We start from the raw sequence: 21,489 nt of genomic DNA, 5'->3' as shown, positions 1-21,489 counted from the left end.
TTAGATGCCGTACTGATTACGGTAAGCGCTCACTTTAGCTAATTTCTCATCCGTGCCAGCCTGAGCGCCCAAATACCCTAGCAAATCATCCAAAGAAGCAATAGGGATCACAGGAATGCCAAACTGCTGTTCCACTTCTTGCACTGCCGACAACGCACCTTGACCACGCTCCATTCGATCAAGTGCAATTAAAACCCCAGCTGGCTCGGCACCCGCAGCACGAATCATATTCACCGACTCACGCACCGAAGTACCGGCAGAAATCACGTCATCAATAATCATCACTCGGCCTTTAAGCGGTGCGCCCACTAAAACGCCGCCTTCACCATGATCTTTCGCTTCTTTACGATTAAACACAAAGGGCACATTCCGGCCCTGCGCTGCCAAAGCCACAGCGGTCGCCGATGCCAAGACAATTCCTTTATAGGCTGGCCCGAATAACACATCAAACTCTACGCCAGACGCTAATACCGCCTGTGCATAAAACTGCGCCAACGCACCTACCGATGTGCCGTCGCTAAATAAACCTGCGTTAAAAAAGTACGGCGATTGACGGCCAGCCTTAGTGATAAAATCACCAAAACACAGCACATTTTGCTCTACAGCAAAAGAAATAAAGTCGCGGCGAAAATCACTCATGCTGCATTTTCCTGTTTTATTATTGATCTCAATATTGCGAAGCATAACATTTCTTACAAAAGGACACCGAATGCGCATTATCAGTGCTAATTTAAACGGCATTCGCTCGGCTGCAAATAAGGGCTTTTTTGAATGGCTGGCAAAACAAGACGCCGATGTGGTGGCCTTGCAAGAACTTAAAGCACAAGAAGCCGATCTTTCCCAGCAAATGAAGACACCAGAAGGGCTAAAAGGTTTTTTTCATTATGCGAACAAAAAAGGCTATAGCGGCGTAGGGCTCTATTGCCGCCGCGAACCAGACCGTGTCATTACCGGCCTTGGTATTGCCGATATCGATTTTGAAGGCCGCTATTTACAAGCCGACTTTGGCAATCTATCTGTCATCTCCCTTTATTTGCCATCAGGCTCATCGTCAGACGAGCGACAGCAGGTTAAATTCTCATTTCTGGAGCGTTTCCGCCCACATTTAGAGCAGCTTGCCGCCAGCGGGCGCGAAGTGGTTCTGCTGGGTGACTGGAATATCGCTCACAATGAAATCGATCTTAAAAACTGGAAAGGCAATCTGAAAAACTCAGGCTTCTTACCAGAAGAGCGTAGTTGGCTGGGTAAACTATTCAGCGAGCTAAATTTTGTAGATGTCTGGCGCAAGCTTTACCCAGAAATCCCCGGCTACACATGGTGGAGCAACCGTGGCCAAGCTTATGCCAAAGATGTGGGTTGGCGTATCGACTACCACATCACCACCCCCGGCATTGCAGCCACGGCGCAAAGTGCGTTCGTTTATAAAGACGAAAAATTCTCCGACCACGCCCCGCTGATTGTGAACTACGACTACCAAGTTAATTAAATCTAAACCCAAATCTTGAACCACAGAGAGCACAGAGGCGGATAGTTTTCTCCGTGAAACTCCGTGCTCTCCGTGTCCTCCGTGGTTCAAGATTTAGGTTTTTTCCATTCTTGCATCGTTGCTGTACTTTAAGATTTGGGTGTTGATTTTTCTGAATTCCACGGTGCGACTTTAAACAGCAGCAACATGCCCGGAATCGCCAAAGCGGTGCATAGGAAAAAGAAATTGATCCAGCCCATTTGTTCTACCAACCAGCCCGTGCTGGCATTAATAAAGGTGCGGGGCACTGCTGCTAGGCTGGTAAACAAGGCAAACTGGGTTGCGGTATAGCGCGGATCAGTCGTTCTGGCGATAAAGGCAGTAAAAGCTGCAGTTCCCAGCCCAACACCTAAGGCCTCAAAAGCAATCACACTGGCTAAGGCCATTTTATCCGTGCCCATAGTCGCCAACCAAGCAAACCCTAAGATAGACAAGACCTGCACCACGCCAAACAGCCACAATGCGCGATTGATCCCCAGCTTTAACATCCACACGCCACCCACAATACCGCCAAATACCGCAGGCCATAGCCCTGCATTTTTAGCGATCACGCCAATTTCTGTTTTACTAAAACCCATTTCTAAATAAAACGGCGTCGCCAACGCGGTGGCCATGCTGTCGCCTAATTTATATAAAAAGATAAATGCCAAAATCCATATGGCATTACGCCAGCCGTGGCGGGTCATAAATTCGTAGAAAGGCTCAACCACCGCCTCACGCAGTGTTTTAGGCGGGCGGACTAATTGCGGCTCGCTCACCAACAGTGTCATCACAATTCCCGGCAGCATAAACAAACCGGTAATCATAAACACCTGCGCCCATGGCAAATGATCGGCCAAAATCAAAGAAAACGCACCGGGAATCAGGCTGGCAATGCGATAGGCATTTACATGCACTGAAGTACCTAGGCCTAATTCTTCATCGCTCAGAATTTCACGCCGATAAGCATCCAGCACAATATCCTGACTAGCACTAAAAAATGCCAAAGCCATGGCCAGGTAGGCAATCGACCATAAATCGAGCTTTGGGTTAAATAATCCAAATGAGGCGATTAAACCCAGCAAGGCAATTTGAGTGAGCAGCATCCAGCCGCGCCGCCTGCCTAAACCCGGCACAGCATAGCGATCCAATAAGGGAGCCCAGATAAATTTCCAAGTAAAAGGAAACTGGATCAGCGCGAAAAATCCAATCGCTTTTAAATTTACCCCTTCGCTTTTTAACCACGCAGGGACTAAGTTAATCAGGATATACAGCGGTAAACCCGAGGCAAATCCGGTAAACACACAAATCAGCATGCGCCGAGAGAACAAGAGCGATTTCCAGTGAGTAGTAGTCATAGTGTCTGGCGGTAAAATGGAGGCATTACCTTACCTTAAATTCAACATTTCAAGGCCATCACTCAGGCTATTATTCAAAAATACACAGGCTATTTTTACCAAAACGGTAAGCAAATACGCCATCTCCTGCGCTCTGCTGGTAAACCCCAATAGGACAAGCCAGAGGAATCAGGCTAATGTTAATTCAAACAATCGTTTGGAAATGCCGCAATGTCGACCTACACACAGCTATTAAGCCCGCTCGATCTGGGCTTTACCACCCTTAAAAACCGCGTTTTGATGGGATCTATGCACACGGGGCTTGAAGAAGCACCTGATGGGCCTGAGCGCATGGCCGCTTTTTATGCTGAGCGTGCCAAAGGGGGCGTGGGCTTGATTGTAACCGGCGGCATCGCACCCAATGCAGCAGGCCGTATTTATGAAGATGCGGCCATGCTGGCCGATGAAGCTGATATCCCCCGCCATCTGCCCATCACCCAAGCCGTGCACGATGCAGGTGGCAAAATCTGTTTACAAATTTTGCACGCAGGCCGCTATGCCTACCACACCGCCAGCGTGGCCCCTTCCGCCATTGCCTCACCGATTACGCCGTTTACACCGCACGCATTAAGTGATGCAGAAATTAAAGCCACCATCGCCGATTTTGCCACTACCGCAAAGCTCGCCCAAGCTGCGGGTTACGATGGTGTAGAAATCATGGGCTCGGAAGGCTATCTGATTAACCAATTCCTTTGCAGCCATGTTAATCAACGGAACGACGAATGGGGCGGTGACGCCACCCGCCGCCAACGTATCGCGGTTGAAATTAGCAAAGCCGTGCGCGCTGCGGTTGGCCCCAACTTTATCGTCATCTTCCGCCTGTCTTTGCTCGATTTAGTCCAAGACGGCGGCACCCTGCCAGAGGCAATTATCCTTGCCCAGCTACTTGAAGCCGCTGGCGTGAGCATCATCAATACAGGTATTGGCTGGCACGAAGCCCGTATTCCAACCATCGCCGCCGCCGTGCCGCGCGGTGGTTTCAGCTGGGTTACCCGCAAACTAAAAGATCATGTGTCTATCCCGCTGATCGCGGTAAACCGCATCAACACGCCAGAAATTGCCGAGCATATTTTAGCCAGCGGTGATGCCGATATGGTGTCGCTGGCCCGCCCATTATTAGCAGACCCTGATTTTGTAAACAAAACCGCCGCCAAACAAGCAAACCTGATCAACACCTGTATCGCCTGTAATCAAGCTTGTTTAGACCATGTGTTTGAAGGCAAAGCGGCGTCCTGCTTAGTTAACCCGCGCGCCTGCCGCGAAACTGAATTCCCGATTGCGGCCAAAACCCAGCAAGCCAAACGCATCGCCGTGATTGGCGCGGGCCCTGCTGGGCTGTCTTGTGCCACCGCCGCAGCCAGCCGTGGCCATCAGGTCACCCTGTATGAAGCCAGCAGTGCCATTGGTGGCCAATTTGGTATTGCCCAACGCATCCCAGGTAAAGAAGAATTCACCGAAACGCTGCGCTACTACCGCAATCAGCTCGATTACCTTGGCGTAACCGTAAAACTGAATCACTTTGCCAAAGCAGCCGAGCTAGCTGGCGAATTTGATGAAATTGTCGTCGCCAGCGGCGTAAAGCCACGCGTGCCCGCCTTAATAGGAATCGATCACCCTAGCGTGGTTTCCTACCCAGCCCTGCTGCGTGGGGAAGTTAAACCGGGCAAAAAAATTGCTATTATTGGCGCAGGTGGCATTGGCGTTGATACGGCGGTATTTTTATCCGAAACCCACACCGATCTCAGCCCAACAGACAACTTTATCCGCGACTGGGGGATTGATTCCAGCATGAGCAGCGCAGGCAGCTTAGCCAAACCCGCCATGCAGCCTAGCGGCCGTGAAATCTGGCTATTAAAACGCAGCAAGGGCAAACCTGGCAGCGGCCCAGGCAAGACCACTGGCTGGGTACACCGTGCCACTTTGCAATTACGCGGCGTGAACCTGCTCGGCTCGGTTGAATACCTGAAAATCGACGATGCTGGCCTGCATATCAAGCAAAATAATGAAGAAATCTGCCTTGAAGTCGATCAGATTGTGCTCTGCGCAGGGCAGGAATCGGTAACAACGCTTTGGGATGAACTCAGTGCAAGCGGAGCACCCGTGCATCGCATTGGCGGCGCATTGCTGGCCGGGGAAGTAGACGCTAAACGCGCTATTGCCGAAGGTTTTAATCTGGCAATGGGGTTTTAAGCTAGAGCGGGCTTGTGATTCACAAGCCCGTTTTTACATCCCTAAGGCAACCACACCTGTAGCAATCAATACCGCCCCCAGCAAACGCAATACCCGATCCCCTTCTCCAAGTAATCGGCCACCAATTAAGGCAGCAAATAACATAGAGACTTCACGAGCAGGGGCAACATGGCTAAGTGGGGCCGTCTGCATAGCAAACAAAACAAGAACATAGGAAATAGGGCTAACCACCGCCACAATCAGCGCGTATTTCCATTGTGTTTTCCACATGGAAAGCGAAGTTGCTTTGTCTTTTAGTAAGGACGGAGCTAAAAAAATGATCCGAATAAAATTGCCAAAGTAATCCAGCAAAATCGGTGAAAGTAATAAAACTTTAACTGCATAACCATCTAAAACCGTATAACTGGCAATAAATATACCTGTTAGCAAGCCATAAAATAGTCCCTGCCGTACACGTGGGCCTTGGCTTGCATCTTGCATCGTTTTAAATATTTTTGGCCCACCGGCAATTAAAAACACACCAGCCACAACCGCCAACATTCCCAGCATGCCCTGTAAAGACAACACTTCGCCAAGCAAAAATATCGCACACACTGAAGAAATTAGCGGCCCAGAACCACGCGCTATCGGGTACACCACCGTTAAATCGGCCTTACGATAGCCTCGCAGTAGCGCCACAAAATACAGCACATGCAAGACGCCTGAGAGCGAAACAAAAGCCCATTCACGCCAACCCCAGCTTGGCACCACATCCCAACCATAATAAATACCGACCGGCGCCCAGACCACCATAATAATCAGGCTGGAAAAACCAGCGAAGCGCGCGTCTCCACCGGCTTTTTTCGCCGCAACATTCCACAAGGAATGAATAAAGCCAGCCAGAATAACCAGTGCAAACGCAGAAATGGGCATTAATAACTCAGCTTATGTTTTTTATAAATAGAGCCTAGCCAGAAATGAGATCAATACAAAACGGCAAACTTAATCTATTGCTTGGGTATTAAAAACCACAGAATCAAGTAAACAAAAATACCTGGAAATGCAGCTGAAAGACAAGACACAATTACAAAAATCAGCCGCAGTTTGCCCGAGCCTATTCCCAGATAATCAGCCAGCCCGCCCATTACCCCTGCAATCCATTGGTCATCACGGCTTCTGCGTAAAACTTTATTCATGGTTTATTTCCTAGTTAGCACTGCGATTGGCAATCCGTTCCACAAAAAATAACACGTTTTTGCTTTACAAATAATCAAAAAAATACCCCAATCAAACTATATCGCTCCAGCGAAGCCCCAAAGGCAGTTCTAAGGGGGCAAACAGAAAGTGCAAGACTCTGCGCTGACTTTTTCCAGAAGATTTTGAACATGAGTGCAAAAGTAAGGGCCGCATCAACAAAGCACTACCAGATTCAGCCACACAGACGATTTCTTGCTGGCGAGCTAAGGCAGCATCCTCCGCCGTCACCAAGCCCTGCAAATGCGATCCTGGCACCAAGCGTAGCGGGCCATCCTCTGCCCCGCAGGCATCCAGATGTATCCTCACCGCAATCAACTGCTGCAACACCTCTACAGGCGCACGTACATACAGCTGGCCTTCTTTAACTGACCAGCCCTGCAATGCAGGGTGCTCAATACGCTCTGCCACAGGAATGCTTAAATCTTGATGCACAGCGACCAGCCAATTACGGGAAGCAGATTTTTCAAAAAAAAGTGCACTGCACCGCAACCAAGCCTGCTGGGATCAATGGTGATAAAGCTGGGTGCTGGCGTACTTTTACAGCCAGAGATCGACCCATCTTGTAATAATAGGCGCCGTGTTCCTATCGTAGTACAACGCATTTTTTCAATCTACCCAGCAATAGTTCTGCATTCCGCAGGGTTTAATACGGCGGAAACCAAAGTAAATCCATCACGCTCAAATGCATTCATATTTATCTATGCGAGTAAGATATTTTGACATCCAGCTTACCATTACTCTTTATTTCAACGAAAAAAAACCCGTCACTGCTGACGGGCTTTCTCATAAACTACCAAGCTTTTATTTTGCTAAGGCACTCGCAACATCACCAGCCTGTTGGCCCACAATTAGGTGAAATACTTGTTCACCCTGTGGCATTACACCTTCAACGCCTGCCTCTTTTAAAGCGGCTTCATTCAAGCGCGATGCATCTGCCAGCTCTACACGTAAACGCGTGCCCGCAATGGCTTCTAGCTTACGGATATTGGATAAACCACCCAAAGCCGCCTGAATTTGCATCGCTTTACCATGGATATCGCTACCCGTAGTGCTTGCCGGAGTAGCATTTGCAGTAGCCGCTGGTACAGCCTGCACCGGAGCAGTCACCGCATCGGCTTCTGGGCCGGCCACTTTCAGGTAACTTACCATATCGGATTTTAGATTATCTGACTGGGTACCAAAAATAGCCTGAATACCATTGCCCACTACCATCACACCTGCAGCACCCATCGCTTTGAGCTTAGGCTGATTTACTTTCGAGATATCTTTAACCGAAATACGCAAACGGGTAATACATGCATCTAAACCACTGATATTGCTGCGACCACCAAATGCCAGCACTAATTCACGTGCACGGCCATGCTCGCTGCTATCTACCACATGCTCTTCAGCCGTTTCGTCTTCACGACCCGGTGTTTTCAGATTGAGTTTTACAATCACAAAACGGAATACCGAGTAGTAAATCGCTGCATAAACCGCGCCCAGCGGCAGAATCAGCCACCAGTTTTGCGCATATTTACCCAGAGCATTAAACATCAAGAAGTCAATACCACCTTGCGAGAAGCTAAAGCCCATATGGATATGCAGCGAGTTAGCTACAAACTGGGTAGAGGCAGCCAATAAGGCATGAATCAGGTAAAGCTGTGGAGCCACAAATAAGAAAGCAAATTCGATAGGCTCGGTAATACCGGTCATAAATGATGTCAACGCCGCTGAAACCATAATCCCGCCGATCTTGACGCGGTTTTCTGGCTTAGCTGTGTGCCAAATAGCAATGGCAGCCGCAGGTAGACCAAACATCTTGAATAAGAACGCACCAGACAAGATACCGGCCGTTGGATCACCGGCAAAGAAGCGAGCAATATCGCCGTGCACAGCAGGCTTGCCATCCACCACGTAATTACCAATTTCAAAGAAGAACGGTACATTCCAGATATGGTGCAGACCAAACGGCACCAGCATACGCTCTACAAAACCGTACAACGTTGCAGCAATACGCGGATCCGCATAGGCGGCCCATTGCGAGAAGCTTTTAATCACGCCCTGAATCGGTGGCCAGATCAGCGACAAGATCACGCCGACAAAAATAGCCGCAATACCAGTTGCAATCGGCACAAAGCGCTTACCGGCAAAGAAGCCAAGGTAAGGAGGCAGCTCGATGCGATAGTATTTATTGAACAGACCCGCCGCCAGCGCACCGGCGATAATCCCGCCAAATACACCGGTTTCCATCGCCTTCATGCCCATAACCATGGCGGGCTCAGTACCCAGCACCGGAGCCATCACGCCCATGGTTGCCAGCAGCACAACATAACCGACCACGGCAGCAATTGCGGCTACACCATCGTTTTCGGTTAAGCCTAAGGCCACACCAATTGCAAAAATCAGTGCGAGATTACCAAAAATCGCACCGCCGCCCGCGGCCATCAAATGTGAAACGACTTCCGGTAAAAAAGAAAAATTGGAAGCACCAAAACCAAGCAATAAGCCCGCTACTGGCAATACTGACACCGGTAACATGAGCGATTTGCCGATTTTTTGCAAAAATGCAAAAGCGTTTTTAAACATCATCTTCTCCGTACTGCTTACTACTTGGCAAAACCAAGCAGCTATTTTCTAAGACAGGATTTCCATATAGCGTGGGGCATCAGCACCAATGATAAGGTGGAAAACTGGACTCTTAACAGACATCACCGCCAGAACACCGGCTTGTTGTAATCGCTCTAAATTACAGCGGCTCGCATCTATCAATACCACGCGTAAACGCGTTAAAGCCACCAGTTCTAAGGAGCTTATATTGCCCCAACCACCCAAAGCTGCTACCAACAAAAAAGGGAAACTGTCGCGCATTGTGTTTTGATCTTTCAAGGTTGATTCTCACGCATAAGGCGCAGTGCCACAATCCATTGAACACCGCATGATATAAGGCTTTAGAGCTTGATCTGTCCGCTTGACAAAACAGGCCAATATCGGCCTGTTTTGATCATTATTTAATCAGCGAGTTGCTGAGATAGACGCGTACGAACTTCTGCCACCGTACCCATTTGCAGCACTTCAGCGGCCAACTTCTGGCAGTCTGCTTTTGATAGTGTGCGCACCAAGGCTTTAACGGCCGGAATAGCAGGCACACTCACGGATAATTCATCCACACCCATACCAATTAACAAGGGAACGGCAGAAGGATCAGAGGCAATACCGCCACAAACCCCTACCCACTTACCATGGGTATGTGCACCCTTCACGGTGTTGGCAATCAAACGCAATACACCTGGATGCATTGCATCAGCCTCTTTAGCTAACTTAGGATGGCCACGATCCATCGCCAGTGTGTACTGGGTGAGATCGTTAGTGCCAATCGAGAAGAAATCGACTTCACGGGCAAAGATTTCTGCCATCACGGCCGTGGCAGGCACTTCTACCATAATCCCAATCTGCACTGCGGCGGTAATACCTAAAGCCGCTTTTTCTTCTGCCACAATGCGTTTCACTGTCCGGACTTCTTCTAAAGAAGTAATCATCGGGAACATGATGGCTAATTTGGCGTGTTCAGCAGAACGCAAAATGGCGCGAATTTGTGTGTGCAGCAATTCTGGCTCAGCCAAACATAAACGCACGCCACGCACGCCCAAGAATGGGTTTTCTTCTGCTGGCATCGGCAGGTAAGGCAAAGGCTTATCACCGCCTACATCCAAAGTACGAACTACAAAAGTTCTATCTTTGCCAAGTGATTTGGCAATATCGCTATAGATTTTGTCTTGTTCAGCTTCTGAAGGCGCTTCGGTGCGCTCTAAGTACAAAAATTCGCTACGTAGCAGACCAACACCTTCACCGCCCAGTTTTACCGATTGCAGCGCTTCTTCCAGCCCGCCAATATTGGCGACCACTTCAACGCAAATACCATCTGTGGTGGTGGCAGGCTCAAATGCGGCGGCCAGCTCTTCGGCCTGACGTTTAGCTAATTTAAGTTGGCGCTCACGAATACTACTCACTTCTTCTGGCGACGGATTTAAACGCAAACAGCCCTTGCTGCCTTCCAAAATAACCGGAGTTCCGTTGGCTAATTGCAGAGCAGCGTCTTCAATGCCACAAATCGCCGGAATATTCAAAGATCGAGCCAAGATTGCTACATGGCTGGTTGCCCCGCCACCAATCGTACAAAAACCCAGCACTTTATTGCGATCTAAACTTGCGGTATCCGATGGGGTCAAGTCTTCGGCAATCAAAATAGCATCATTTGGCACTTCAAAGGCTGCTTCTTTAATCCCCGCAATCAAGCGCAATACACGTCGACCAATATCGCGAATATCGTTAGCTCGGCCCGCTAAAATTTCATTTTTTAGCTTGGCCAATTTATCCGCATAGCTGGTAAATGCAGCACGCCATGCAAACCCTGCGCTCTTCCCTTGGCTTATCGCTGCCGTAGCAAGATCCAGTAAATCAGGATCAGATAATAATTCTTGGTGAGCGGTAAAGATTTCTGCCTTTGCTGGATCAGCAATTTCACCTTTCAATGCTTCTAACTGCTGATAAGCTTCTTTTAGCGCAACATCTAAACGACGTTTTTCTAGATCAGGCGTGTCACCCGTCTCATGCACGTCGATCACTTCTTGTTTGACTTGGAAGATGTGCCCAACCGCTAAACCAGGTGAGGCAGATACACCCATCAGCACATTTGGATCATTCGATTTTAATGCAGGTCGAGTTTGTGGCTTAGGAATATGCTTTGCCGCAGCCGCTGGCAACACGCCGCCACAATCTTCACCTGAACCGCTGGCAATCAGCTCTGCTAGCGCTTTAGCCGCTTGACCTGCATCTGGGCCGATCGCTTTGACAAAAATCGAATCACCGTGCTGAACTTCCAAGCCCATAATCGAAACCACAGATTTGGCATTAGCTTCATCGCCTGCACGTACTAACTTCAGCTCAGATTTAAACGTCTTAGCCATATTGGCCAGCACAGCAGCAGGGCGAGCATGCAAACCAGTTGGGTTTGGCACAATCACGGCTGCAGATTGAATAGCTGCATCAGCCTGTGGGGCGGCACTACTTGCATTACCCACTAAAGTGGCGCCTGCCAAATCTAAAGAAAGCAAAATATCTTGCCCAGCAACAACCATTTTTTTTGTCGTTGGGATGTACTTAACTACTTTATCGCCCGTTGTAATCACTATCTGCGTTAATAAGCTCAAAGCTTTGCGTGCAACCAAATCGGCATCAAACTCAATCAGCGGCTGGCCTACTTTTACGTCTGCGCCCTCGGCCACTTTGGCGGTAAAACCTTCGCCGCGCATCATGACCGTATCCAAACCAATGTGAATCAGCACTTCAACACCTGCAGGCGTGGTGATAGTAATCGCATGCCGTGAAGAATGAAGTTGAGTCACTTTACCGGCAACCGGTGCCAGTAAGAGGTTGGAAATAGGATCAACGGAAATCCCATCACCCACCATTTTTTGAGCAAAAACCGGATCAGGAACCGATTCGATAGCAACAACAACACCAGACAGCGGTGCAAAAAGATCCAGCCGAGAGGCTTGAGTCGAGTTATTCATGGCAACCTCGTTATTGGGGGCAGTGCTTGTAAAGACTCTTTGTCGGCTTTAAAGCCAATCGGGATGTAGCAATCCATTGCGCTTAGGTTAGGAGATTTCTACTGGGTGCTAGTTTAGTGCTAAGGCAAAGAAAATAATTGTGAATTTATTGCCTTTGTCATTGCATAAATTTGCGTTACCTCACAAAACAGCGATTTTGGGCAGCTAGATGCATGTCACCTCGCTAAATAATGACTCTGTTTAGTGCAAGCCAGAAAAATACATGTGCAATGACTACAACAAAATGTAATCAGCGATTAGGATTTCGCCAGATTTTTTGACCACTCAGAATGTAATCTAATCGTAAGTCCCAACTATCCACAGCTAATTGCTCCACGTGCTGCACATCAAAAGCTAAACCCACTAAACGGGGCTTTTTCCACACCCGACGCCAGCGCCGAAACTCAAAAGTACAATCATAGTAGCCTCCTCCTTGTCCTAAACGAGCTAGATTTGAATCAAAGCCCAGCAAAGGCAAAAAAACGATATCCAAATCACGGGGAGAGCATGGCATACCAGACTGTGGCTCAAGAATATTTTGTGGGCCTAGCTTCCAACGATTTTTAGCATCTAAGCGTACAAAATTAAGCTTTCTGCCTCGCTTTGGTACTTGCGGCAGATACACCTCTACACCGCCTAAAAGAGCGCGTAGCATTAATATCCAAGGGGAAAACTCACTGCCGGCAGGAATATAAGCGGCAATTTTTAGGCCACGCCGCAATAAACCAAGCTGCTTTGCCTGCATGGCAACAGCACTCTCTGCGGCATATCTTTCAAGGGGGGGGATAGAAGCACGAGCACGACGTATCAAACGCCGTGCTTCGGATTTGCTAGGTTTACCGATGATATTCACGTGATGTGAAACAATGAAGAGCTTCCCGCGAGTGTCGTCCGACGAGCAATCTTGAACCGAAGGTTCAAGCGGCCACCGACCGGATGCCATCAGGTGCATCCAACGGGGGATGCGCACAACAGGCATGCTCATGGCAGGCAACCAAAGTAATTATTGGTTCAGAGAGACAAGTCGTAACAAACACCGCAGGAAAGCATTGGTGTACACAATTGCCGCATCAGGAAAACATATCGATCTGCTCACCCATTACTGCGTCAATCGTTGAATTCATATTGGCAATTCTACGCTGAATTGTAGCAATGTCAAAACCTCCATCAACCCGCGTATGCAAATATTCATGCGTAATATTTAGCGCGGCCATAATGGCAATTTTTTCCAAACCAATCACCTTGCCAGACGCACGAATCTCATGCATACGCTGATCGAGTAGCTCCACGGCCTGTACCAAAGTCGCTTCTTCGTTTTCAGGGCAAGCCACACGAAACTCACGGCCCATGATAGAAACGTCGAGTTGCTTAATCACCGCATCACTCATTCTGATCCTCCGGCAGCTTCGCCAAGATAGCCGCAACTCTTTCTTTGCTGCCCTCTACCTTAGCGAGCAAACCTTGATTTTGCTGCTGTGTTAGCAATAATTTCTGGCGTAAGCCCCGATTTTCATCGCGTAACTCACGACAAAGCTGAGCTAATTGCTCGACTTTGTCTTCAAGATTTACAAGTTCAGCTTCCATCAGTCACTTCCAAAGCTACAGAGCAGTCGAATTCTAAGACATTTTTCTAGAACACGCCGCGTCAATAATGAATCTATCTTCGCAATGAACCATGCTCAAAACGTCATTTCACAAATCTGGATCAGGCAACTCTGCTTCATCATTTGGATCATAAACCGGCATTTCCAAGAAATCATCCGGAGTTTCCAAAGTAATACGGCCTAAAGTTCCAGCGCGAAACTCAGTCAAAATCATATCTGCGGTCTTTTGGGTATCAATACGACCACCCGACAACATCGCACCGCGTTTTTTGCCAATCAACTCAAACAAAGGCTCTGCATCACCCAGCAGATCTTTCAATTTATACCGATCAAGCAATAACTGCGGATAGCGCTCGATCAAGGTTTCAATGGCATACAAAGCCACATCCACTTCATCATAAGCATTACGACCAATCGATCCTGCCATCGCTAAACGGTAACCAGAATCTTCATTTTGCACTTTGGGCCACATCAAGCCTGGCGTGTCATACAAAATCATCCCAGCCAACGTCTCTACACGCTGCTGCATCTTAGTCACACCAGGTGTATCAGCCACTTTAGCAATTTTACGCTTGGCTAAGTGATTGATTAACGTAGATTTACCCACGTTAGGAATACCCACAATCATTGCTCTAAGCGGTTTATGTTCCCCATCACGATGTGGAGCCAAGGCTTGGCAAAGCTGAGGGATCAGTTTTGCACCTTGGATCTTATTGTCTTCGCCTAACAGCACCGCTTCAGTACCCGGCTGAGATTTAAACCAATCGAGCCACATACGATTGAGTTTTGGATCCGCCAAATCTGCTTTATTCAAAACCTTCAAGGCGGGACGCTGCCTTAGCCTTCTCATCGGTTCAATCATGGGATTGCTACTAGACAGTGGCAAGCGAGCATCAACCACCTCAATCACCAAGTCTACCTTGGCCATGGTCTCTGCAACCTGCTTGCGGGCAGTGTTCATATGCCCTGGAAACCACTGGATCGCCATCGAACCCCTCCGTCAAAACGAGCCATTATACGGTGAAAAATCAAACGATCCATCAAATCAACTACTTGGGCTGTGGGCAATATCAACTGGCTCTGTGGATAACTACAAAGCTTGGGAATCCCAAAAAACTATCTCCAAATTATCCACAGGCCAAACAGATTTAACACCCAGCCTTGTGGATAAGTTAAAGTGTTGAAAAATATAAAGAAAATGACTTATCCACAGGAAAGCGCAACCCTTATTAGTTGTTCTTATATCTTTCTTCTTAAATGAAGTATTAAAAAAAAAAAAGATGTAAATAAATTTTTCAACGCAAAACACCCAAAAAATGTTCTAAAATCGCTACCTTGCAAGATAAGGACAGAAAAAATGAAAAAATACTTACAGCTGACACTCATAATCAGTATTGTTTTAAGCATCACTGGCTACTTACTTTTTCAAGCTCCAAATAAATCTGCACCTGATATAAAATTAACTAGCATTCAAGGTCAAAATCTAAATCTGTCTACATTAAAAAACCAAATCGTTTTAGTTAATTTCTGGGCAACAAGTTGCACTGGTTGTATTCAAGAAATGCCAGAACTTATAAAATTACAAAAAAAATATAAAACGGCTAATTACAAAACAATCGCAGTTGCAATGGATTACGATATTCCAGAATATATTGAAAATTATGTAAAAGAAAAAAATCTTCCTTTTTTTGTTCAACATGATAAATATGGAAAAATTGCTAAAGCTTTTGGGGATGTTGGATTAACACCAAGTACATTTTTAATTAATAAAAATGGTGAGATAATTAAAAAATATGTGGGTGTTGCAGACATAAAAGAAATAGAAAATTTAATTGAAAAAGAAATAAAAAAAATATAAATAATTCTTTAAAATCAATGTGTTATATATTTTTAACTAATTTAAAACCGTCTACATAAAAAATAATAGCACTCAAATTAATGGCAAAAAAAAACGACCCGTAGGTCGTTTTTTTTAAAATTATTATTTATAACTCATTAAAAACAATTTTAGCAGCAGCAAGTGTATTTAATATATCTTCATCACTATGTGCTGCAGAAACAAAACCCGCTTCAAATGCAGATGGCGCTAAATATATTCCTTTATTTAACATGCCATGAAAAAAAGCATTGAAACGAGTACGATCAGAATTCATTACATCTGCAAACGATTCTGGAATAGACTCACTAAAATAAAAACCAAACATCCCACCCACACTTTGGGCGCTAAAAACAGTATTGGTTTCTTTAGCAACCTGAATTAAACCTGTAATTAATTTATTAGTTTGTTGTGTTAAATAATTAAAAAATCCAGCTTCTCGGATCTTCTTTAGAGTAACTAATCCTGCAGCAACTGCAACAGGATTTCCAGAAAGAGTACCTGCTTGATAGACGGGCCCTAAAGGAGCCAGCTGCGCCATAATGTCGCTACGACCACCAAAAGCCGCAAGCGGCATGCCACCGCCAACCACTTTACCTAAACAAGTTAAATCCGGTTTGATGCCATGTAAACCTTGGGTACATTGCAAATCAACACGAAAACCAGTCATAACTTCATCGTAAATCAGTACTGCGCCGTATTTAGTGCTTAAATTTCTCATCGCTTGAACAAAAGCAGGGCTGGCTTGTACCATATTCATATTGCCAGCGATGGGTTCTACAATAATGGCAGCGATTTGATTACCGATTTCCGCAAATAATTGTTCTATAGCTGCCACATCGTTATAAGGTAGCACTAAAGTATCTGCGGCAACTGACGCTGGAACACCTGCTGATGAAGGATTGCCGAAAGTTAACAACCCAGAACCGGCTTTTACTAATAAGCTATCTGCATGGCCATGGTAACAACCTTCAAATTTCACCAATTTATCGCGCCCTGTAAAGCCACGTGCAAGGCGAATTGCACTCATTGTGGCTTCTGTACCGCTAGAAACTAAGCGCACTTGTTCGATAGACGGTAGCATTTCACAGATTAAATCCGCTAATTCCACTTCTAAAGCCGTTGGCGCGCCAAAACTCATGCCATTTTTAGCGGTAGAAATCACCGCTGCAACAACATCAGGATGAGCATGGCCTAAGATTAAGGGCCCCCAAGAGCCAACATAATCAATATAACGTTGATCATCGGCATCCCAAATATAAGCGCCCTCACCTTTTTTAATAAAGGGTGGTGTGCCACCAACAGAACCAAAAGCCCGCACTGGGGAATTAACACCACCAGGAATATGCTTTTGTGCGGCAGCAAACAATTGTTGGTTTTGATTCATGTCGAGATCCAAAATAGAAAAACAATATGATAGCGCTATCAATCTGCTAGAGCATTGTTTAGCGATTACATGTTGTTTGGTTTTTCTAGCAACGTAGTTTTATATTTGTTACTACATGGGCAACTTGGCTCTATTTAAATATTGGGTACAAAAAAATAAGCACCTCTGTAAAGGTGCTTATTTTTTGTTGGGCTTCGTTTCACTCAGTATCAAGCTACAACTATATGGCTATTGAATTGCAGCTGTTTAATATCACCAAGTTGTATAAGCATGCTCAGAAAGATAGCTATTAAAATAGCGTGGATCATCCGAAACTTCTTCCCCTAACCATTCAGGTTTATCAAAATACTCATCGCTACTTGTTAGCTCTAATTCAGCAATAATCAGTGGTGCATTTATGCCATGAAATTCGTCTATCTCCCAAGTATACCCTGCAAATTCTACTAAATATCTGGTTTTATCGAGTAAAATTGGGCAAAGCTTCAGTAGCTCTATTGCGTCTTGTTTAGGAATTTCATACTCAAATTCTAAGCGCTCAATACCCTCTGTTTTGCCTTTTATGGTGATAAATCCCTGCTCACCTTTTAAGCGAACCCGCACGATTCGATTTGGATCACTAGATAAATAACCCTGAGCAATTCGACTAGATTGTTGCGCTGCACTGCGCCAAGCATCGTTGCTTAATAGAAATTTACGTTCAATCTCAATGCCCATATTAGTTCCTAAGGATTAAAACGGCTTAACCACCACCAAAATCACACAAGCGGCTAAAACAAGTACGGGGATTTCGTTAAAAAAACGATACCAGCGATGGCTGCGTGTATTGCAGTCGCGTGCAAAATCTTGGCAAATCTTCCAACACAACGCGTGATAAGCGATTAAAACGGCGACTAAAGTGAGCTTTACATGCATCCAGCGCCAGCCTGGACCCATATAAAAATCAAAGTAAGACCAGAGCCAAATACCAAATACCAGCGCCAAAATACCTAAGGGTGTCATAAAGCGGATTAATTTATGCTCCATGAGTTTTAAACGCTCTATCGTTGCTGGGTCTGTGCTCATGGCATGATTTACAAATAACCTTGGCAAATAAAATAAACCTGCAAACCAACTGGTAATAAAAATAATGTGCAATGCTTTTATCCAGAGCATTAATTTGCCTTTTTAGCGGGGTATTTACGCAAAGCAACTTCATACAAACCTTGTACCGTCGGAATTTTAGCTTGTAAGTCTTGAATTCGAGTTTGGTTTGATGGGTGAGTTGATAAAAATTCAGCCGGTTGGCCTTGGCTGGCGGCGGCCATTTTTTGCCATAAGCTTACTGCTGCCTCTGGTTTATAACCTGCTCTGGCGGCCAGCTCTAGACCCATGGTATCGGCCTCTGATTCATGCTCGCGGCTATTAGGTAAGAAATAGCCTACTTGCACCAGTTGATCGGCCATGCCCATATAGCCATCGTATTTACCACCGGTAAGAATGGATAAACCTTGCATGGCTAATTGCTTGTTATAGGCGCTACTCATACGCTCACGGCTATGCTCTCTTAAAGCGTGGCTGATTTCATGGCCCATAATTTGGGCAATTTCATCATCAGTTAACTTTAGTTTTTCGATAATGCCGGAGTAAAACATAATTTTGCCACCTGCCATGCAATAGGCATTGAGCTCTGGGCTGGTTTCAACATTAACTTCCCAATCCCATTTACTTGCATCACCACGAAAAACGCTGGCTTGAGGAATAATGCGATTGGCAATGCCGCGTACCCTAGCCGTCATTTGCTTATTGCTATTTAGCACGCCTTTGGATTGCGCCTTACTCAAGGTTTCTTGGTAGGACTGCAGTGCCATTTTGTCTACTTCTTGCTCAGACAAAAGCATGCTCATACTTTGTTTACGGTTGATATTGGTAACACCGCTATCCGTCGTACTTACTTGCTGACAGCCTAGCAATAGTGCTGAAAGAACAGTAACGCTAATCAGCTTTTTCATAGCCATCCTTTAGACTTCTATCATCTCAAAATCATCTTTTCTAGCTCCGCAATCTGGGCAGGTCCAGTTTGGAGGAACATCTTCCCAAGAGGTTCCAGCAGCAATCCCATCATTAGGCAGGCCTTCAGCTTGATCGTAAATAAAGCCACAAATGAGACACATGTATTTTTTCATTCGATTTACCTATTAAGTAAGTTAAAATTTAATTTTACCTGATTCAGTGAATACCCTCATGACTGCCAGCCCTCCTATTGTGCTTGTATTTGCCGGCAATGACCCTAGCGGCGGCGCGGGACTTGCTGCAGATATGCTTGCTTTGTCGTCACTCGGTTGCCATGTGACGCCTGTTATCACCGGCATCGTTATACAAGATAGCGCAGGTGAACAAGATGTTTTACCTATTGATAGTGAATGGGTTGAAGATCAAGCACGCTGCATTCTTGAAGACATGAAGGTAGATGCCATTAAAGTGGGCTTAATTGCTAGCATTGAAACCCTAACTGTTATTGCTGAAATTGCCTCAGATTACCCTGAAATCCCACTGGTATTAGACCCAGTTTTTTTCTCTAAGCCTGATGATCACTTAGCTAGCGAAGAGTTACTTGCCATGCTGCGAGAGCTGCTATTGCCGCACACTACGCTACTGATACTCAATAGTATTGAAGCGCGGCACTTAGCTTCTGACGATCCTGATGAGCAAGTTGATTTAACGCTAGATATCGCTGCTAGTCGAATTTTAGACTGGGGTTGTGAATATGTGTTGATTACCGGCACGCATGAAAACACCCCTAAAGTAATTAACACCCTATATAGCGATATGGGCCGCTCTAGTGTTGATACATGGGATCGCTTAGTAGGGAGCTATCATGGCTCTGGCAACACGCTGGCTTCTGCGATTGCAGGAGCCTTAGCCAATGGTGCCGAGTTTATTGAAGCCGTTAAAGAAGGCCAAGATTACACTTGGCAAACGCTGCAAGCGGCTTACCGACCAGGCATGGGGCCGCAGATTCCAGATCGATTCTTTTGGGCGCGCCCTGTAGAAGAACAAGGCACGGTTGACGAGGCTAAAGATCATTCTGCTGGATAAAGGCTTAATTGTTCCACGTGAAACAGCTTACTAAGAGATGATGAAAGAAACAAAACAACCGCCATGCCTGCGTTTAGAAAAAGCCATTGATCGTATGGTGCGCGGCTTAGCTGCGCCTTTGCAATTAGCAGATTTAGCGGATGTAACGCATTACTCGCCCTGGCATTTAGCACATCGTTTTCAAAGCGAATATGGTGATAGCCCGCAGGCCTTTTTATGGCAATTACGCTTGGAGGTGGCGGCATCTCTGTTGCAATGGTCACCTCATTTGCCAATTGGGCAAGTGGCCGATTTAGTTGGTTTTTCTTCCCCAGCTACATTTAGCCGCGCTTTTAGCCGTAGCTTTGGCTTTACGCCCAGCGATTTACGCGCTGGCCGCGCCGTGGCAATTGGTTGGATGGCGAATAATTTAGGCGAAATGTCTTATCGCCCTGGCCCTTCTATTGTGGGTAGCAAAATCGATAGGGTGTGGAGTTGGGATGAAGTGGAGTCCTGCATCACCCTTGCCGATTGGCCTGCAGAACGAATGGCTTATCAGCGAGAGGTGGGCGATTATGGTGTGCATTTAGAAGCGTTGTTGGCTAATTTTCAAGATCAATGCCGCCTTGCTGGCCTGATTGCAGAGCGTTGGTATGGCTTGGTTTGGAGTGATCCAGCCACCACACCTGCAGGCCGCCGCCGCTACGATGCTGCAGTCACGATTCCTAAAGCTTTTAAACTACCCAGGCATCTTGGTGAGTATCAGCGTCCTGCTGGCCGTTGGGCGGTATTTAGCCACCTTGGTGAGCGTGCTGATATTGGGCCGCGCTGGCGCGATTTAATGTTGGTTTGGTTGCCATTTTCAGGCTGGATGCTGGACCCGCAGCGGCCACGAGTAGAGTGTTACTACGATGGTCGTTACGATTTATGTTTACCGCTGCTGCCTGGGCGCAGCATTCAAGATCGTTTACCTGAGATATTGCCTGAGCTGCTGAAGCTGGTAACGACGGTGGTGAAATAAATAGGTATTAAATTTAAAAAGTTCTGTAGACACAGAGCACATAGAGAAAAAAACAAAGGTTGTGTGCTCTGTGTTCTCATTGATCTTTGTGCCTACAGAACTTTTTCGTGCCAGCACCAATGCCAAGGTTCGTAAAGATAGCCATATTGATTGCCACGCGGGAAAGAGAGCGTAAAGCCAAAACGACTCGCATTCAGGCTTAACCAGCTAAATGCGCTGGTATTTTCAAAAGCTTCTTCTACAACGGGGCCACCAGGTTGATAGATATCGATGGCACGGCCGGTGTGGTGCTCGCTGCAGCCAGGTGGGGCAAGCACTTGTAAAATCTGCTCGATATCTTGCCCCGCTGATAGCTTTCTTTGAATTAACTCACATTGCCGCAATGATGCCCGATAGGCAGAGGTGATTTGGATATCAACCCCTGCTGTTTTAGCTGCAGCTTGCATAGCCAGCCAGCCAGCGGCAGCCTCAGGGATAAGCTGCCAAACTCGCCCATCCGCTGCGATTGCAACATTAACCAGCTCGCTAGCCTCTTCAAAAAATTGTAGAGGGCGACGGTTAAGCAAATCCAGAGGAATTCCTAAATCTGCCCACGCCGCTACAATGGCTTCTGACATCACTATCGACAT

Annotated in this window: 23 protein-coding genes; 5 read left to right on the top strand and 18 right to left on the bottom strand. The window is 46.5% G+C overall.

Going from position 1 to position 21,489, the window contains the following annotated elements:
- Nucleotides 1-639, bottom strand: a complete 639-nt coding sequence (gene pyrE, locus R6242_RS02020; RefSeq protein WP_293934622.1) for an orotate phosphoribosyltransferase — start codon at nt 637-639, stop codon at nt 1-3.
- Between the two features lie 70 nt (nt 640-709).
- Between pyrE and R6242_RS02015 the strand changes: the two genes are divergently transcribed.
- Nucleotides 710-1,486 carry an exodeoxyribonuclease III gene (locus R6242_RS02015; protein ID WP_318423227.1) on the top strand — a complete coding sequence of 259 codons (777 nt, stop codon included), beginning with the start codon at nt 710-712 and terminating at the stop codon, nt 1,484-1,486.
- A 128-nt stretch (nt 1,487-1,614) separates the two neighbouring features.
- Here the strand turns inward: R6242_RS02015 and R6242_RS02010 are convergent, their stop codons facing one another.
- Nucleotides 1,615-2,862 (bottom strand): AmpG family muropeptide MFS transporter, encoded by a 1,248-nt coding sequence (locus tag R6242_RS02010; protein WP_318423226.1) that lies wholly within the window; start codon nt 2,860-2,862, stop codon nt 1,615-1,617.
- A 210-nt stretch (nt 2,863-3,072) separates the two neighbouring features.
- On the opposite strand from R6242_RS02010, the gene R6242_RS02005 reads away from it, so the two are divergent.
- The gene (locus R6242_RS02005) at nt 3,073-5,091 is read left to right on the top strand and encodes an NADPH-dependent 2,4-dienoyl-CoA reductase (protein WP_318423224.1); all 2,019 of its coding nucleotides are present in this window, start codon (nt 3,073-3,075) and stop codon (nt 5,089-5,091) included.
- 33 nt (nt 5,092-5,124) lie between these two features.
- Here the strand turns inward: R6242_RS02005 and R6242_RS02000 are convergent, their stop codons facing one another.
- The 10 genes from R6242_RS02000 to ylqF all read right to left on the bottom strand — a co-directional run bounded on the left by R6242_RS02000 (nt 5,125) and on the right by ylqF (nt 14,510).
- Nucleotides 5,125-6,003, bottom strand: a complete 879-nt coding sequence (locus R6242_RS02000) for a DMT family transporter (protein WP_318423222.1) — start codon at nt 6,001-6,003, stop codon at nt 5,125-5,127.
- A 74-nt stretch (nt 6,004-6,077) separates the two neighbouring features.
- Nucleotides 6,078-6,266, bottom strand: coding sequence for a PspC domain-containing protein (locus R6242_RS01995; protein WP_318423221.1), 189 nt, complete (start codon nt 6,264-6,266; stop codon nt 6,078-6,080).
- A gap of 91 nt (nt 6,267-6,357) precedes the next feature.
- Nucleotides 6,358-6,816, bottom strand: coding sequence for a phytanoyl-CoA dioxygenase family protein (locus R6242_RS01990; RefSeq protein WP_318423219.1), 459 nt, complete (start codon nt 6,814-6,816; stop codon nt 6,358-6,360).
- 312 nt (nt 6,817-7,128) lie between these two features.
- Nucleotides 7,129-8,898: a PTS glucose transporter subunit IIBC gene (gene ptsG / locus R6242_RS01985; RefSeq protein WP_318423217.1), complete on the bottom strand. Its 1,770-nt coding sequence runs from the start codon at nt 8,896-8,898 to the stop codon at nt 7,129-7,131.
- Between the two features lie 45 nt (nt 8,899-8,943).
- A complete protein-coding gene (locus R6242_RS01980) occupies nt 8,944-9,195 on the bottom strand; it encodes a PTS transporter subunit EIIB (RefSeq protein ID WP_318423216.1) in 252 nt (83 codons plus the stop codon).
- Nucleotides 9,196-9,317: 122 nt separating this feature from the next.
- On the bottom strand, nt 9,318-11,879 hold the full coding sequence (ptsP, locus tag R6242_RS01975) for a phosphoenolpyruvate--protein phosphotransferase (protein WP_318423214.1): 2,562 nt from the start codon (nt 11,877-11,879) through the stop codon (nt 9,318-9,320).
- A 289-nt stretch (nt 11,880-12,168) separates the two neighbouring features.
- Nucleotides 12,169-12,903 (bottom strand): 5-formyltetrahydrofolate cyclo-ligase, encoded by a 735-nt coding sequence (locus R6242_RS01970; protein WP_318423212.1) that lies wholly within the window; start codon nt 12,901-12,903, stop codon nt 12,169-12,171.
- A gap of 85 nt (nt 12,904-12,988) precedes the next feature.
- On the bottom strand, nt 12,989-13,306 hold the full coding sequence (locus R6242_RS01965; RefSeq protein WP_293934467.1) for a cell division protein ZapA: 318 nt from the start codon (nt 13,304-13,306) through the stop codon (nt 12,989-12,991).
- Nucleotides 13,299-13,502 (bottom strand): hypothetical protein, encoded by a 204-nt coding sequence (locus R6242_RS01960; RefSeq protein ID WP_293934465.1) that lies wholly within the window; start codon nt 13,500-13,502, stop codon nt 13,299-13,301. Before R6242_RS01960 ends, R6242_RS01965 begins: the two co-directional genes overlap by 8 nt.
- A gap of 108 nt (nt 13,503-13,610) precedes the next feature.
- A complete protein-coding gene (ylqF, locus tag R6242_RS01955) occupies nt 13,611-14,510 on the bottom strand; it encodes a ribosome biogenesis GTPase YlqF (protein WP_293934464.1) in 900 nt (299 codons plus the stop codon).
- Nucleotides 14,511-14,879: 369 nt separating this feature from the next.
- Between ylqF and R6242_RS01950 the strand changes: the two genes are divergently transcribed.
- Nucleotides 14,880-15,380, top strand: a complete 501-nt coding sequence (locus R6242_RS01950; protein WP_318423209.1) for a TlpA disulfide reductase family protein — start codon at nt 14,880-14,882, stop codon at nt 15,378-15,380.
- 127 nt (nt 15,381-15,507) lie between these two features.
- Here R6242_RS01950 and hemL read toward each other — a convergent pair whose 3' ends face one another.
- The 5 genes from hemL to R6242_RS01925 all read right to left on the bottom strand — a co-directional run bounded on the left by hemL (nt 15,508) and on the right by R6242_RS01925 (nt 18,947).
- Nucleotides 15,508-16,785 (bottom strand): glutamate-1-semialdehyde 2,1-aminomutase, encoded by a 1,278-nt coding sequence (gene hemL / locus R6242_RS01945; protein WP_318423208.1) that lies wholly within the window; start codon nt 16,783-16,785, stop codon nt 15,508-15,510.
- A 252-nt stretch (nt 16,786-17,037) separates the two neighbouring features.
- Nucleotides 17,038-17,499, bottom strand: coding sequence for a CYTH domain-containing protein (locus tag R6242_RS01940; RefSeq protein WP_293934456.1), 462 nt, complete (start codon nt 17,497-17,499; stop codon nt 17,038-17,040).
- A 15-nt stretch (nt 17,500-17,514) separates the two neighbouring features.
- Entirely contained in the window at nt 17,515-17,937 is a 423-nt protein-coding gene (locus R6242_RS01935) for a CopD family protein (protein WP_318423206.1), read from the bottom strand.
- Nucleotides 17,937-18,773, bottom strand: a complete 837-nt coding sequence (locus R6242_RS01930; protein WP_318423203.1) for a M48 family metallopeptidase — start codon at nt 18,771-18,773, stop codon at nt 17,937-17,939. Before R6242_RS01930 ends, R6242_RS01935 begins: the two co-directional genes overlap by 1 nt.
- Nucleotides 18,774-18,782: 9 nt before the next feature.
- Nucleotides 18,783-18,947, bottom strand: a complete 165-nt coding sequence (locus R6242_RS01925) for a rubredoxin (protein ID WP_130106202.1) — start codon at nt 18,945-18,947, stop codon at nt 18,783-18,785.
- A 58-nt stretch (nt 18,948-19,005) separates the two neighbouring features.
- Here R6242_RS01925 and thiD point away from each other — a divergent pair, with 58 nt between their 5' ends.
- Together thiD and R6242_RS01915 are read left to right on the top strand one after the other, a co-directional pair.
- Nucleotides 19,006-19,860: a bifunctional hydroxymethylpyrimidine kinase/phosphomethylpyrimidine kinase gene (gene thiD, locus R6242_RS01920; protein WP_293934449.1), complete on the top strand. Its 855-nt coding sequence runs from the start codon at nt 19,006-19,008 to the stop codon at nt 19,858-19,860.
- A gap of 37 nt (nt 19,861-19,897) precedes the next feature.
- Nucleotides 19,898-20,860, top strand: a complete 963-nt coding sequence (locus R6242_RS01915) for an AraC family transcriptional regulator (RefSeq protein WP_318423199.1) — start codon at nt 19,898-19,900, stop codon at nt 20,858-20,860.
- A 92-nt stretch (nt 20,861-20,952) separates the two neighbouring features.
- Here R6242_RS01915 and R6242_RS01910 read toward each other — a convergent pair whose 3' ends face one another.
- On the bottom strand, nt 20,953-21,489 hold the full coding sequence (locus tag R6242_RS01910; protein ID WP_318423198.1) for a M15 family metallopeptidase: 537 nt from the start codon (nt 21,487-21,489) through the stop codon (nt 20,953-20,955).

This window comes from Iodobacter sp. CM08, assembly GCF_033446605.1.
Taxonomy (GTDB): Bacteria; Pseudomonadota; Gammaproteobacteria; order Burkholderiales; family Chitinibacteraceae; genus Iodobacter.
This window is presented reverse-complemented; position numbering and strand designations above follow the sequence as displayed.